The 13,316-nt window shown below is 65.9% G+C and carries 12 protein-coding genes and 2 pseudogenes; 6 read left to right on the top strand and 8 right to left on the bottom strand.

The features are described from left to right. Positions 1–514: 514 nt before the first annotated feature. The gene (locus tag JWN03_RS04620; RefSeq protein WP_297610166.1) at positions 515–1,864 is read right to left on the bottom strand and encodes a GAF domain-containing protein; all 1,350 of its coding nucleotides are present in this window, start codon (positions 1,862–1,864) and stop codon (positions 515–517) included. 167 nt (positions 1,865–2,031) lie between these two features. Between JWN03_RS04620 and JWN03_RS04615 the strand changes: the two are divergent. After that, positions 2,032–2,923, top strand: a pseudogene (locus JWN03_RS04615) (cytochrome P450). A gap of 2 nt (positions 2,924–2,925) precedes the next feature. Here JWN03_RS04615 and mftF read toward each other — a convergent pair. Beyond that, positions 2,926–4,326, bottom strand: a complete 1,401-nt coding sequence (mftF, locus tag JWN03_RS04610) for a mycofactocin biosynthesis glycosyltransferase MftF (RefSeq protein ID WP_297610163.1) — start codon at positions 4,324–4,326, stop codon at positions 2,926–2,928. Positions 4,327–4,552: 226 nt separating this feature from the next. Between mftF and mftR2 the strand changes: the two genes are divergently transcribed. Further along, positions 4,553–5,176: a mycofactocin system transcriptional regulator MftR2 gene (mftR2, locus tag JWN03_RS04605; protein WP_297610160.1), complete on the top strand. Its 624-nt coding sequence runs from the start codon at positions 4,553–4,555 to the stop codon at positions 5,174–5,176. 84 nt (positions 5,177–5,260) lie between these two features. Next, entirely contained in the window at positions 5,261–6,316 is a 1,056-nt protein-coding gene (locus JWN03_RS04600) for a ferredoxin--NADP reductase (RefSeq protein ID WP_297610156.1), read from the top strand. A 79-nt stretch (positions 6,317–6,395) separates the two neighbouring features. Here the strand turns inward: JWN03_RS04600 and JWN03_RS04595 are convergent, their stop codons facing one another. Beyond that, entirely contained in the window at positions 6,396–6,932 is a 537-nt protein-coding gene (locus JWN03_RS04595) for a transglycosylase SLT domain-containing protein (RefSeq protein WP_297610154.1), read from the bottom strand. A gap of 226 nt (positions 6,933–7,158) precedes the next feature. Further along, complete coding sequence (locus JWN03_RS04590) at positions 7,159–7,896, bottom strand: DNA alkylation repair protein (protein ID WP_297610152.1); 738 nt, start codon at positions 7,894–7,896, stop codon at positions 7,159–7,161. A gap of 127 nt (positions 7,897–8,023) precedes the next feature. Here JWN03_RS04590 and JWN03_RS04585 point away from each other — a divergent pair, with 127 nt between their 5' ends. Next, positions 8,024–8,314 carry a DUF3761 domain-containing protein gene (locus tag JWN03_RS04585; RefSeq protein WP_297610149.1) on the top strand — a complete coding sequence of 97 codons (291 nt, stop codon included), beginning with the start codon at positions 8,024–8,026 and terminating at the stop codon, positions 8,312–8,314. A gap of 25 nt (positions 8,315–8,339) precedes the next feature. Here the strand turns inward: JWN03_RS04585 and JWN03_RS04580 are convergent, their stop codons facing one another. The 4 genes from JWN03_RS04580 to JWN03_RS04565 all read right to left on the bottom strand — a co-directional run bounded on the left by JWN03_RS04580 (position 8,340) and on the right by JWN03_RS04565 (position 11,666). Next, positions 8,340–9,275 (bottom strand): hypothetical protein, encoded by a 936-nt coding sequence (locus JWN03_RS04580; protein ID WP_297610147.1) that lies wholly within the window; start codon positions 9,273–9,275, stop codon positions 8,340–8,342. A gap of 92 nt (positions 9,276–9,367) precedes the next feature. Beyond that, positions 9,368–10,585 (bottom strand): lipase family protein, encoded by a 1,218-nt coding sequence (locus tag JWN03_RS04575; RefSeq protein ID WP_297610144.1) that lies wholly within the window; start codon positions 10,583–10,585, stop codon positions 9,368–9,370. Between the two features lie 101 nt (positions 10,586–10,686). Then, complete coding sequence (locus JWN03_RS04570; RefSeq protein ID WP_297610174.1) at positions 10,687–11,307, bottom strand: TetR/AcrR family transcriptional regulator; 621 nt, start codon at positions 11,305–11,307, stop codon at positions 10,687–10,689. Positions 11,308–11,312: 5 nt separating this feature from the next. Continuing rightward, positions 11,313–11,666: an SPW repeat protein gene (locus JWN03_RS04565; protein ID WP_297610141.1), complete on the bottom strand. Its 354-nt coding sequence runs from the start codon at positions 11,664–11,666 to the stop codon at positions 11,313–11,315. A gap of 156 nt (positions 11,667–11,822) precedes the next feature. Between JWN03_RS04565 and JWN03_RS04560 the strand changes: the two genes are divergently transcribed. Together JWN03_RS04560 and JWN03_RS04555 are read left to right on the top strand one after the other, a co-directional pair. Beyond that, positions 11,823–13,070, top strand: a complete 1,248-nt coding sequence (locus tag JWN03_RS04560) for an NAD(P)/FAD-dependent oxidoreductase (RefSeq protein WP_297610138.1) — start codon at positions 11,823–11,825, stop codon at positions 13,068–13,070. A 138-nt stretch (positions 13,071–13,208) separates the two neighbouring features. After that, positions 13,209–13,316 (top strand): annotated as a pseudogene (locus JWN03_RS04555) (glutamate racemase); the annotation flags it as partial.

The raw sequence follows: 13,316 nt of genomic DNA, 5'->3' as shown, positions 1-13,316 counted from the left end.
CGAAGCCTCCTCGCTATGCCGAATTGCTATGTGGCCGAACGCTTTCGGGCATCGCGAAATAGACCTGGGGCGCCGTTGAGTTACCGGCGTCCAGGTCGCGGAAAACCGCATTGCCCTGGGTGATTCGACGAATGCGCGGCGTCGGGGGTGACGCTCGTGCGCGTGATCCAACTAGTGCTCGAACCGGCCGGGTTGCCCGTGTGCCTCGGCCGGGGATGCGGTTGCCTCCGGGTCATCCGCATCTGGGGTGTACTGCTCTGTCGATCTCCTCCAACTTCACTACGAACGCTGCTCACCCGGCTCTGGTGAGCGATGCCCTGTCGCCTGCATCACATGGATGCCCTCCATGCATTGCGAAGACTAGGCGGAATCGTAATAAAACGGAACTTTTTCCCCGAAAAAAGTTGGACGAGCGTCTAGTTGGTTCCGGAGATTACGCGGAGACCGCAGAAAATGTGGGTGCGACCACATGACGAAGCCGCGCTGTGACCGAGCGCACTTCCGGTTGCGAAGACTATGAGTCGAAACGTTGCAACTGCGTTGCATCGACGCCCATGCGCCGATCGAGCACCCGGATTTTCGCCTCGATCTGCGCATACAGCGGAGAATCTCGGTCGACGGTCGATCGATACACCGCCCAGGCGGCCGAATCGTCGCGCCCTTCGGCGCCCGCAGTCCATCGGCTCAAGACCGAAGCTTCACCGGAACGCAACACAGCGGTCCGCAAACGCACCCGCAATTCATCGCGAATGTCTATAACTCCAGGAGCGTTCGAACGCGGCAGCGCCGGGCCCGCGTAGAGCCGCACCGCCGTATCCACGTCCCCGGAATCGAGGGCGGCCCGCAGCGCCTCCACATCCGTGGCGATCGGCACCCGCAACCGATACGGGCGGGAACCGAAGACATTGGGGCCCACCACCGACCGCAACCGCGACATGGCGGCCCGAATCGTGGCGTTGTCCAGATCGGCGTCATCGAGCAGCAGCGCCAGATGATCGGCCGACAAACCCTCCGGATGCTCGGCCAGCAGCAGCAGAATCTCGGCATGCCGCTGCGACAGCGGCACCCGCTCACCCGCCACCGTCAACTGCGGCTGACCCAGACCGAGGACCTCCAGGCCCAAACGCTCCGGAATCGGCGCATCCGCGCTGCGGCGGTCATGGCCGGAACGGACCGCGGCCAGCAGCAGATCCATCTCCGCAGCCGTCGCCGCCGCCTTCACCAGGGCCAGAATCTCCGGCCGCGCCACCCGCACGCCGCCGGCGATCATCAGCACACCGACCAGGCGGCCGTCCGGATCATGAACGGGCGCAGCGGCTCCGGTGATCTGATGCATGCGCTGCAGGAAATGCTCCGGGCCGTGAATCCACGCCGCCCGGCCGGTGCGCACCACCAGACCCACGGCATTGGTACCCACCCGGCGCTCGCTCAGGTCATTGCCCTCGCGCAAACCGGCTTCGGCCGCAGCCTGCACCCGATCAGGATTGCCGTGCACCGAAAGCACCCGGCCGAACTGATCGGCGACCACCACCATGAGTCCCGTACTGGTGGCATCGCGCAGCAGCAACTTGTCCACCAGCGGCATGACAGCCGCGATGGGATGTGCGACGCGATAGCGCTCCAGATCGGTTCCGCGTAGCCCGCGGCCGTCATTGTCATCCAGAGGATCGACACCGCCGCGAAGCGTGCGCAACCACGATTCGAGAACCATGGGGCGTAATAGGCCGGGCAGCTGATTGAGCTGTTCGCCGCCCACACTGAGATATCCGTGGGCTTGAGCGGCATAGGCTTCGAGCGCACCCAACTGGGTGCCCGGCTCGGCACCGTGCTGCGGGCTACTCCCACCTGCGAGATTGCTGACCATTTGCCTTTCTTTCTGTCCCCGAAGAGTACCGGCGGGGTCCGACGCCGAAGTACGAAGCTGGTCGTTTGTCCCGCAGGTCACACCGGAAACCGAACCCCGCAAAATGTGAGCCCCGTCTAATTGCGGATGCGCCACGGACTCGGCGGCAGCCGTGTAAGCCTGAGCGCGTGGACAATATCGACCTGACCGCACTGGACCGATTCGCGTGCGGATTTCCACACGAACTCTTCGACCGGCTCAGGACGAACGCGCCGGTCTGGTGGCATCCACCGACCCGGCACACCCCGGATGGCGAAGGGTTCTGGGTACTGAGCCGGTACGCCGATATCGTCGTCGCCGCGGCCGGCGATGCGGTGACCTTTTCCTCGCAGGGCGGCGGAAACCGTTCCGGCGGCCTCGCGTACCGAGCAGGCGATAGCCGAGACCCGCGCCTACGGCGCACAGTTGCTGGCGGCCAAGCGGATCGCACCCGCCGAGGATCTGATGTCGCTGGCCGCACACGCCACCATCGACGGGCAGCCGCTCTCGGATATGGAGCAGGCCATGCTCTTCAGCCTGCTGATCGCGGCGGGCAGCGAGACCACGCGGAACTCGATCGCACTCGGCATGGCGGCACTGATCGAACGGCCCGAGGTCTGGCGGCGGCTGCGGGAAGATCGGACGCTCGTGGACGGCGCAGTGGAGGAGATGCTGCGGTGGGCCTCCTCGACGCCGTACAACCGGCGCACCGCCACCCGCGACCACACCCTGGGCGGGCAGCGAATCCGGGCCGGGGACAAGGTGACACTGTGGTGGGCCTCGGCCAATCGGGATGCGGAGGTCCTCACCGATCCGCACCGATTCGATATCGACCGGCGGCCCAATCCGCATCTGGCCTTCGGGCGCGGCGGGCACTTCTGCCTCGGTTCGGCACTGGCACGCATGGAGATGCGGGTGGTCTTCACCGCGCTGCTGGATCAGGTGGGCACGGTGGAACTCACCGGCCCCATCGAACACACCCGCAGCAACAAGCACACCGGCGTCCGGCACATGCCGGTGCGCTTGACCGCGGTCGGCTGAATTCAGTTGGGCGGCAGGGTCGGTCGCAGGGCGGCGCCGTCCCGCAGTTTGGCCGCACCCCACCACAGGCCGGTGCCGTAGGCGACATCCTCGAGGCGTTTGCACAGCACATAGCGGGTCGGGTCGAGACTTCCGGCCTCACGATGAATGAACCAGTCGGCCAGGCCGTCGGCCACCGCGATGGTCACCGCGAGGTGCCGGATGCGGCGCGAGAACAGCATGCCCAACAGCGTCACCGGCCAATAGTGGCGGCACATCGAGGAAGCCATCCGCCACATACCGCCGGAGAAACCGCGCGCCATATATATGGCGGCCACCCGCGTCGGATTGTCGAGTTCGGCGAAGACCCGGCGCAGCCGGAACAGCGTCGCGACCAGGGTGAGCGTGCCACCGATGGCGCCCCAGCGAGTGAGGCTGCCGAACAGCAGCGCCGCCACCGCCGTCCAGATCGGAATCGACAGCGGCGCGGCCATTCCCGCATGCCGCTGCCCCAGCGGAGCGACCCCGGTGCCATGGGTGACCTTGTGCGCGAACCATTTACGCAGCGATACCGGATTGCTGTGCGCGACCCGCGCGGCCGGCTCGTAGCGCAGCCGCCACCCGGCGCGATCCAGCCGCCAGCACAGGTCGATATCGCCACCGGCCGCCATGGATTCGTCGAAGCCACCCTCCCCCAGCAGCACGAGCCGGCGCACCAGCAGCGCGGTGCTCGGCACATACGGCACCGGGCCGTGCGCCTGCACCGCCGACTCGCGGCGGCCGCGATGCAGCGAACCGCGGGTGTGCTCATAGCGGGCCAGCAGGGTGGAATCCGGATCCATGGCCAGGATGCGCGGCGCGACCAGGGCCACCTTCGGATCACTGAAGTGCCCGAGCATGACCTCCAGCCAGCCGGTGCGTGGCACTACATCCGGATCCAGGAAGGCCACGAATTCGGTCGCGGCGCAGCGTAATCCGAAATTGCGGGCGGCGGCGGTGCCGTGCCGCCGATCCCGGCGCAGCACCGTCACCCGGCAGCGATTGCCCGGTGACCGCGGAATCTGCACAGGGCGATCGGAGCCGTCGTCGACCACGATCACCGTGTACCCGCGCAAGGCCGACAGCAGCCGCGTGAGACTGTCCGGATCATTGTGGACCGGCACGATGACGGTCACGTCCTCCAGCGAAGGCAACAGCCGCGGACGCGGATTCGCCACTCCGGAGTCGAGCAGACGTCTGGCAACCCGAGCTGAGTTCGGGTCGGTCACCTCGAGGTACCCGTCACCGATCATGGCCGCAGCCTCCGGCGCTAGGCGGAGCAACCTGTTCGGCGAGCCGCCGACCAGGAACCTTCCACCGGAGTAAGTGCGCACCCTGGGATCGATCCGCACCCCGAAACCATCGGGAAGGCGATCTTGGCGCATTCCAGGAATGCTAAGTCAGCCAACGGGTAGCAATCATGATTGGCGCGCCGCTCCTCTCCGGTTAGTCCGGTAAGTCCGCGCACCGAGTACGCAGCCGGACCGCTGGCACACCCGGCGCTCTAGACTGCTGGGGAGAAAAAATCAGCAGGTGAACAGGCAGGGGACGGAAATCCGAACCCGCTGTGCCCACCGAAGATACGGTCGAGGTGGTATGGGAGTCGGACGGATGCAGACAAGCGGGGGCGGAAGTAACACACTCTCGGAAGCCGAGATCGTCGAAGCCGCACTGCGGGTGGTCCGTCAGGACGGAGTGGAGAAACTTTCCATGCGCCGGCTCTCCCGCGAACTCGGCGTCTCACCGATGGCCCCGTATTACTACGTCGCCGACAAACGCGAGCTACTCGACCTCGTCGCCACCGCCGCACTCACCGGAGTACGCAAGCCGCCACCGGAATTCGGACCGTGGCAAATGCGGCTGCGCGACCTCATCGATCAGATCGACGACAAATTGCGGCGGCACCCGGGACTCGGCGATGTGCTGATCGAGCAGATGCTCGGCAAACAACTCGATCTCATCGCCGCCGTGATGGAGATCCTGTTCGACGCGGGATTCGACGACCGCAATGTGCTCGCCTCGTATGCGACCATCCACACCTACCTCTTCGGGCGCAGCAAGGTGAATCCGCGGGATCGCGGGGCGCTGCAGGATCGGGCGCTGCCGGAGGCGGTGGAGCGGGCCATGAAGCATCTGCCGGACCTGCGTGGGAAATACTCCTACGACTTCTCCATGGATGTGCTGATCGCCGGACTGGAGGCTCAGCTTGTCCGGCAGCGAGAGAGCCACGTATAGTCAAACTAGAACACGTTCTAGTTTGGGCTAGTATTTGGGCACACAGGGCCGGACAGCACACCGCGCCGGGTTCGAGAGGACACTATGACCACCGTCGACGTACCGCACAGCTCCCGATCAGCCGTGCTGCGGGTCTCTGCGGTCATCAATGAGACGGCCGATTCCTGTTCGCTGGTATTCGACATCCCCGAGGACCTCCGCGAGCGCTTCAGCTACCTGCCGGGGCAGTTCCTGACCCTGCGCATCCCCAGCGACCGCACCGGTTCCGTGGCCCGCTGCTACTCGCTCGCCAGCTCGCCGCACACCGACGACAAGCCCAAGGTGACGATCAAGCGCACCATCGACGGCTACGCGTCGAACTGGGTGTGCGACAACCTGATCGCGGGCAGCGAGATCGAGGTGCTGCCACCGTCGGGCGCCTTCACGCCGAAGAACCTCGACGAGGATCTGCTGCTGTTCGCGGCCGGGTCCGGCATCACACCGGTCATGTCGATCCTGAAATCCGCACTCGCGCGGGGCAATGGGCGAATTGTTGTGGTCTACGCCAATCGCGACCACAACTCGGTGATCTTCGCGAGCGAGCTACGCGAACTCGCCGGCAAGCATCCACAGCGGCTCGTGGTCATCCACTGGCTCGAACCCCTGCAGGGGCTGCCGTCCGTCGACGCGCTCGCCACCCTCACCGCGCCCTACACCGGGTACGAGGCCTTCATGTGCGGGCCCAAGCCGTTCATGGACTGCGTGCACGATGCGCTCGCACAGGCCGGGGTGCCGCGCAATCGCACACACGCCGAGGTCTTCAACTCGCTCTCCGGTGACCCGTTCGCCGATGTGGCGCCGACCGAGGTCACCGCGGAGGAGGCCGCCGACGCGGCCACCGTCGAGGTCGAACTCGACGGCGAGACACACGAACTCGTCTGGCCGCGCAGCCAGACACTGGTGGACATCATGCTGTCCAAGGGCATCGATGTGCCCTACTCCTGCCTCGAGGGCGAGTGCGGATCCTGTGCCTGCACGGTGCTCGACGGCGAGGTGGAGATGGCGAACTCCGAAATCCTGGACCCCGAGGACATTGCCAACGGGTACATCCTGGGCTGCCAGGCGCGACCGGTGACCGATCACCTCAAGATCCAGTTCTAGAACCCGAATACGAAGCGGCCGTTGCGTTCTGGCGTAACGGCCGTTGTCGTTGACAGGCCCAGTGCCGACAGGTCCGGTGTCAGTAGGCCGAGAAGACGTTGGAGATGGAGCCGTAGCGGTGCGCGGCGTAGTTGCAGGCGGCCGAGATGTTCGCGACCGGATCGTAGATATCCCAGGACGTGCCGTCGACGTGGTACGCCTGGAAGGTCGGATCGATGACCTGCAGCAGGCCCTTGGACGGGATGCCGGCCGCGGCATTCGAGTCGTACAGGTTGATCGCCTGCGGATTACCGCCGGACTCCCGCTGGATATTGCGGAAGATGCTGTCGTAATCGCCGGGGATGCCGCGCTGACCCATGATGTACAGGGCGTTCTTGATCCAGCCGTCCAGATTGTTCTCGAAGACCGGCGGCAGTAGGTCCGAATACGGCGCGGGGAGCGTCTGGACGAACTGGCGGACCGCGTCCTGCTGCGGCTGCGGCAGGTTCTCGGCGTACTGCTGGGCCTGCTCAGCGGGCTGCTGCAGCTCCGGCGGCACACCGGGCACCTCCGCGGCGGCCTGGACGGGCACTACCGCGAGGGCGGCGAGGATGGCGAGGGGAAACAGTTTTCGCAATGCAATGACCCTGCTGACTTGTGTTGTGAACGCCGCCCGCCGGATGCGTCTCGCGCTGCGGGGAGATTCCGCACGTGTATCGAGTACGCCTGGCTATAACCGAACGTGCGGTCTGTTCCTGACAAGTCACAGAATGGTTGCGCTAGGTGAACGTAAACTTAACCCCAGATGAACAAATGGTGCGGAGACTCGAGGTTCCGCTCACAAGGACCGGCATCAGCGCTGATCAGCGCAGGGATCTATAGTGCGCCCGCTGGTCCGCCAGGAGGTGTTCTGTGGCGTAGCTCAAAGCTGTCCGGCCCATCGCGGCCGCATGCGCATCGAGAAAACCGGTGAGAATCGCCCGATCCACCCGCTTGCCGATCTCCCGGAGCATCCAGCCGACGGCCTTCTGAATCAGATCGCGCTGATCCGCGAGCAGCCGCTCGCACAACTCGATCGTCGTGCCGGCCTCGCCCGCCTTGATGAATGCGAAAGACGACAGCAGCGCCACCCGTCGCTGCCACAGTGATTCCTGCTCCGCCAACTCGAACAGCAACTCGCGCGGTCGCTCCAGCAACCACGGCCCGACAATGAACTCCGCCGAAGCGTCCACCAGATCCCAGTTGTTCACCCGGCCCCGCCGCACCGCGGCCAGATACAACTCGACGATCCGCTGCTGCCGGGCGATATCCGCGCCCCGCTTGCGCATGGCCCGCGCCATCTCCCCATTCAAAATCACCAACCCCGCCAGCCGATGCTCGTGCACCGCACTGTCGAGCAACACATCGATCTCCGAAAGCGGCAACCCGGCGAACGGCTTCACCACCGCCCGCGTCTTCGGCACCCGCACCCCGATGAATACATCCCCCGCGCCGTACTCCCCCGGCCCGGTCTTGAAGAAGCGCTGTAAGTGCACCGCATCCGCGGCATCGGCGACTTTCAGCAATTCGGCCTGTACCGCCGCAGCCGTCAATTCCCGCATCACACCATGATCCAACACCCCACCGACACGAACTCGCACCCACGCCCGACGCCGTAATAGCCGCCCAGGGGATCGCGATAACCAGGTATAAGTGCGCAGCCTGCACGCAAACATCCTTGGAGCGAATATGCGACTCCACCTTACAAAACGGCACCCGCTCGGCGTACTGGTCGCAGCCCTCGGCACACTCGCGCTGATCGGAGGCGGCTCAACCGCCGCGACGGCCGCGACCGCCGTCGCCGCCACCTGCGGCCCAGGCGATTACGTCAACTCCAGTGGAGATTGCATCCACGACCCAGCCGGCGCACCCGGGGCGCCGCCCGGAGCCACCGCCCAATGCGGCGACGGCACTTACTCATTCAGCCAGCACCGCGATGGCACCTGCTCCGACCACAGCGGCGTCCAACGCTGGCTGTGAGAGGCGCGCTGAACGGCACTCGGCTTCAAGCGGTTTCAGCCGCGGCCTGTAACAGCACCTCGCCGAATTTGCGCATATGTTCGGGGCCGCCGTACCAGGCGGCAATCAAATCGACTGCGGCGGCGCGGGTGCGGCGGGCCGCCTGGGTCAAATCGGAAACGACGCCTTCGGCTTCTGCGGCCTGCGCGGCTACATCGAGATCATGACTGGCGACCAGCAGACTCATGATGTGGTGCAGATCGATATTAGGGGCGTCCTCGGCGCGGAATTCACGGGCCCTGGCGGCATCGGGTCTCGGGGACGGTTCGGCGAGTTCGGGTTCCGGGGCGGCACGGCGATGCGAAGGCTCTGGCGCGGCACGGCGCGGGCCGGAGTCGAGATCCGGCGCAGCACGACGCGGGCCCGAATCGAGATCCGGCGCAGCACGACGCGGAGAGGAGTCGAAATCCGGTACGGCACGATGCGGCGCCGAATCGAAATCGGTGGGCAGGCGGCGGACCGGCGAATCCACCTCGGTCGCCGAGCGGTGCGCGGACATATCGAAATCCGGGGTGCTCAGGCGTGGAACGGAATCGAGATCAGGGGCGGCACGGCGGGGAACCGACTCGAGCTCCGAGGTACTCAGCCGCGGCGTGGAATCCAGATCCGGCGCGGCACGGCGCGGCGAGGCGTCGAGATCGGCCGGCCACTGCGGGACCGCGTCCAGATTCTGCACCGACCGGCGCACCGGCGAATCCACCTCCGGGGCGCTGCGGCGGGTCACCGGCGCGGACCACTGCACCGGCTGTTCCGGCTGGTCCAGGCTGGTACGGCCGAGCGTGGCGTGATTACCGGTGTCGACGCCGGTCAGCACCGGGTTCTGCGAAATGCCCGGATCGGCGGTATCCGGGTGAGTGAGGCGGTAGCTCTCCTGACGCGAGTTCAGGGACGAGCCCAGCCCAGTGGTGAAATCGGCATCCATGGGCGACATTCTTACCGTGCCACCCCACCCTGTGCGAGTCGGGTCACAGCGAAAGCGATTCACGAGCAACGGTATTGGGGCATTTACACCGTTCAGCAGTTGGACGGTGCGGGTTCACCCCGAAAACGGGCATCCAGCCAGGCCAGAGCGGACGGCATACCGAGGACCGCGGCGGACAGGTGTTCCGGAGATCCGTTCATATCCATGTCCAGCGTCACACCCGCCGCACAGTAGCGGCGATCGGTATTGACAATGGCATCCACCGGGATCAGCGGATCACTGGGCGAATGCCACTCGAACACCGGCATATTCGGGATGCCGTCGTAGAGCTCCAGACTGTTCTCCTCCAGCACTCCCCGCACCGCCGGATCATCGATCATCGAAGTGCTGGCTGCGAATTCGCCGGCGCTGTGACCCGCACCGACGGCCATGATTTCATTGGTGCAGCCATTGGCCATCGCATTGCGCGCCGCCAGGCCTCGCTGATTCATCTGCGTACTGATCGGCAGCCGATCCGGATACTCCCGCTCCAAGCCGATCGCCGCCGCCATCGCCAGCCCGAACGCCGGATGCGGTTGCAGGCCCAGCGAATTCACCATCTTCAGCAGGCTCATCGGGACACCGCCCTCGGCCGCACCCGTGATCCGCAATTCGGGCGCATAAGTCGAAGCCATGGCCGCCGCCCAGGCCGTCGCCATACCGCCGCCGGAATATCCGGCCATCGCCACCGGGCTGTTCGCCGCCTGCAGCCCCGGCAGCCGCTGCACCGCACGAATACCGTCCAGGGTGATCTGACCACCCAATTTGGCTGCGCCATAGGCGACATTCGGTCCCAGATGGTCGGGCAGGGCCACCGACCAGCCGCGCCGCAGCGCCACATTCAGGGCGACGGATTCCTTCACGAAGAGATCCGGGTCCGTCGTATACAACACCCGCGACACCGCACACTGGACGCCCAGGCCGTTGATGATGTGCTGATAGGACAGCACCGGGCCGTCCGGGCGATGCTCACGCGGCGTCAGCACCGTGGTGACGGCGGCGATCGGCGCGCCCTCGGAGCTGGTGGAGCGGAACTTGATCATGGTGACGGTGGTGTCCGGAAAGTAGGGCAGCGGCGGCATGACTCGCGAATCCAGGACATCGCCGGGGCGGTGACTCGCCATATCCGCGGGCTGCGCATAGAACGGGTCCGGATCCGCGATGGGATAGCTGGGCTCCGCCGAAGCCGCCGGGGCAACGGCCACGATCACCAACCCCACGGTGATCACACCGCAGTAGCCGACTATGCGTGGCAACCATTTGGCCCTCATCAGTTCCTCCACGACAGATTGCAGTACCCGCACCGGATTACATCCCGAAACGAGTGTCGTGTGGATTGCTTTCAGAGTGTGCAGCGACACGCCAGCAAACATCAGCCCAGGTGGGTCATCCCCGCCGCGACCACCTGCGCCACATTGAAGATCTCGTCGCCGGTCGGCATCGGCACACCGTCGAGGGCATGCAACCGATCCGTACTGGCAATCGCGAACATGGCCGAAACCCAGGCCGCCGCACAGGCACGCAGGGTGCCCGGCTGCACCGGACCCGGCGCGCTGGCCTGCAGCACCCGCGCGGTCACATCCAGCAGCTGATCACGCATGCGGCGCAACTGTTTACGCACATCCGGATGGGTATCGGCCTCACGCCACATGATGACGCGCAAGACCGAGGAGTGATTGTCGCGCAGATTCAGCGCGGCATCCAGATTCACCAGACTCTTCGCCGGATCACCCGGTGCGACAACAGATTCGATGTCGTCGATGGGATCGGCGGGGACGCGTTCGGCCATGAGCGCCGACAGAATCGCATCCTTGGTCGGAAAGTAGTAGAAGACAAGGCCTTTGGGGACGTCGGCCCCGGCGGCAATGGCAGCCGTCGGGGTCGCGTCGAATCCCTGTGCCGCGAACAATTTCTCCGCGGCATTGAGAATGAGCTGACGGGCGTCGCCGTCGAGTCTCCGGGTCCGGCGACGCCCCGCTCCGGGTCGATGCATCTGCATCAGTGATGCGTCACCGTATGCAGCCGACCCGACACCGCCGGCACTGCCGCGAGTCCGATCACCGCGGTCAGCGCACCGGCCACCCACGCGGTCCACGAGGCACCGGTGTAATCATGGAAATTCATCACCCACGGGGAGATGAACAGCAGCGCGCCGAGCACGACCATCGCGTATTGAGCGGTGCCGGTAAGTGCGTTGGCGAGATGGCCGAGACCAGTGAGGGCGATGAGTACGCCGAGCACGATCAGGGTCCACATAGCGCGGTCACTATGGGCAACCCAGAGGGAAGACAGAGCGGTGTACGCGCCGAGTACGACGGCCACCGCATCCTGGGTGCGGCTCTCGGTGAACATGGGGTGCCTCCTTCAAGGCTGAGAATATGTCCTACTTACCGGTTTAGTCCTGATTGACCGCCCGATCAATAAATACTCGGCTACGATTCAGCAGCTGATCGGATGTGGTGCGTGACACAGCGTCAAGGCCCCTCCGGAACCGATATGGTGTGCGATATGTCGCACTCGGTAGAACACGTTCTAATTGTTGGCGCGGGACTGGCCGGCCTGCGGACCGCCGAGGAGCTGCGACGCGCAGGTTACGAAGGGGAAATCACCCTCCTCGGCGACGAAGACCGCGCACCCTACGACCGCCCGCCGCTGTCCAAACAGTTCGTCCGCGGCGAGACCGACGACACCGCCCTGCGGCCCTCCGAATTCTTCCAGGAAAACCGCATCGACCTGCGGCTCGGCGTGGCCGCCACCGGCGTCGACACCGGCGCCCGGCAGGTGACGCTCAGCGACGGCAGCACGCTCGGCTACGACCGGCTCGTCATCGCCACCGGACTGCGGCCCCGGCGCATTCCCAGCTTCCCGCAGGCCCGCGGCGTGCACGTACTGCGCACCCACGACGACGCCGCCGGACTGCGCGAGCACCTCGGCACCGCACAGCGCGCCGTCGTCATCGGGGCCGGATTCATCGGCTGCGAACTCACCGCAAGCTTCCGGGAGCGCGGCGTCGACGTCGTCCTCGTCGAACCGCAGCCCACTCCCCTGGCCGCGGCCCTCGGCGAACAGATCGGCGCACTGGTGGCGCGCATGCACCTCGAAGAAGGCGTGGACGTGCGCTGCGGGGTCGGCGTCGAGTCGCTGCTCACCACGGCGACCGATGACGACTCGAATAGCGTTTCGGCCCAGACGAACACCGACAACAGCGCGCTCGAGGACGCGGCCGTACGCGGCGTCCGCCTCAGCGACGGCAGCGTCGTCGAGGCCGACCTGGTGGTGGTCGGCGTCGGCTCGGTGCCGGTCACCGATTGGCTCGCCGGCTCCGATATCCCGCTGGCAGCGCCGGCCGACGGCGGTGGCGTACTCACCGATGAGGTCGGCCGCACCGGCGTGGACGGCGTCTGGGCCCTCGGCGATGTGGCCGCCTGGCGGCTGGGCACCGGACGCAACAGGCGGGTCGAGCACTGGACCAATGCGGGCGAGCAGGCGCAATTGCTCGCAGGCGCCCTGCTCGGCGTGAATCATCCTGCCGCCGTGCATGTTCCGTATGTGTGGAGCGATCAGTACAACGTGAAGATCCAGGTGCTCGGCAACCCCGGTCTCGCCGACGAAGTCCGGATCATCGAGGACCAGGGCCGCAAATTCCTCGCCCACCTCTTCCGCGCGGGCACCCTCGTCGCCGTTGTCGGCGCCGGTATGACCGGCAAGGTGATGAAGATGCGCGCACAGCTCGCCGGAGCCCAGCCGGTCGCCTGAGCCCCTTCTCGAGCCGGGAGGACCGGCCGGCAGCCGACACTTCCACGGAGCGCGGATCCGCCCTGTTCGGCGGCTCATTCCTGCCATTGGGCGGACACAGTTCGCGATCGAGGCAGGACGTTCACTACCGTGACAGGTGTGATCGTCGCGCTCATAGACTCCGGACTGGGGATGCTGCCCACGGGGGCGTGGTTGCGGAAACTGCGGCCCGATATCGATCTGCTGCTGATGATGGACCCCGACGGC

Source organism: Nocardia sp., assembly GCF_025465275.1.
In the GTDB taxonomy this organism is placed as follows: domain Bacteria; phylum Actinomycetota; class Actinomycetes; order Mycobacteriales; family Mycobacteriaceae; genus Nocardia.
The sequence above is the reverse complement of the archived record's forward strand: the minus strand, read 5'-3'. Positions and strand labels throughout refer to the sequence as shown.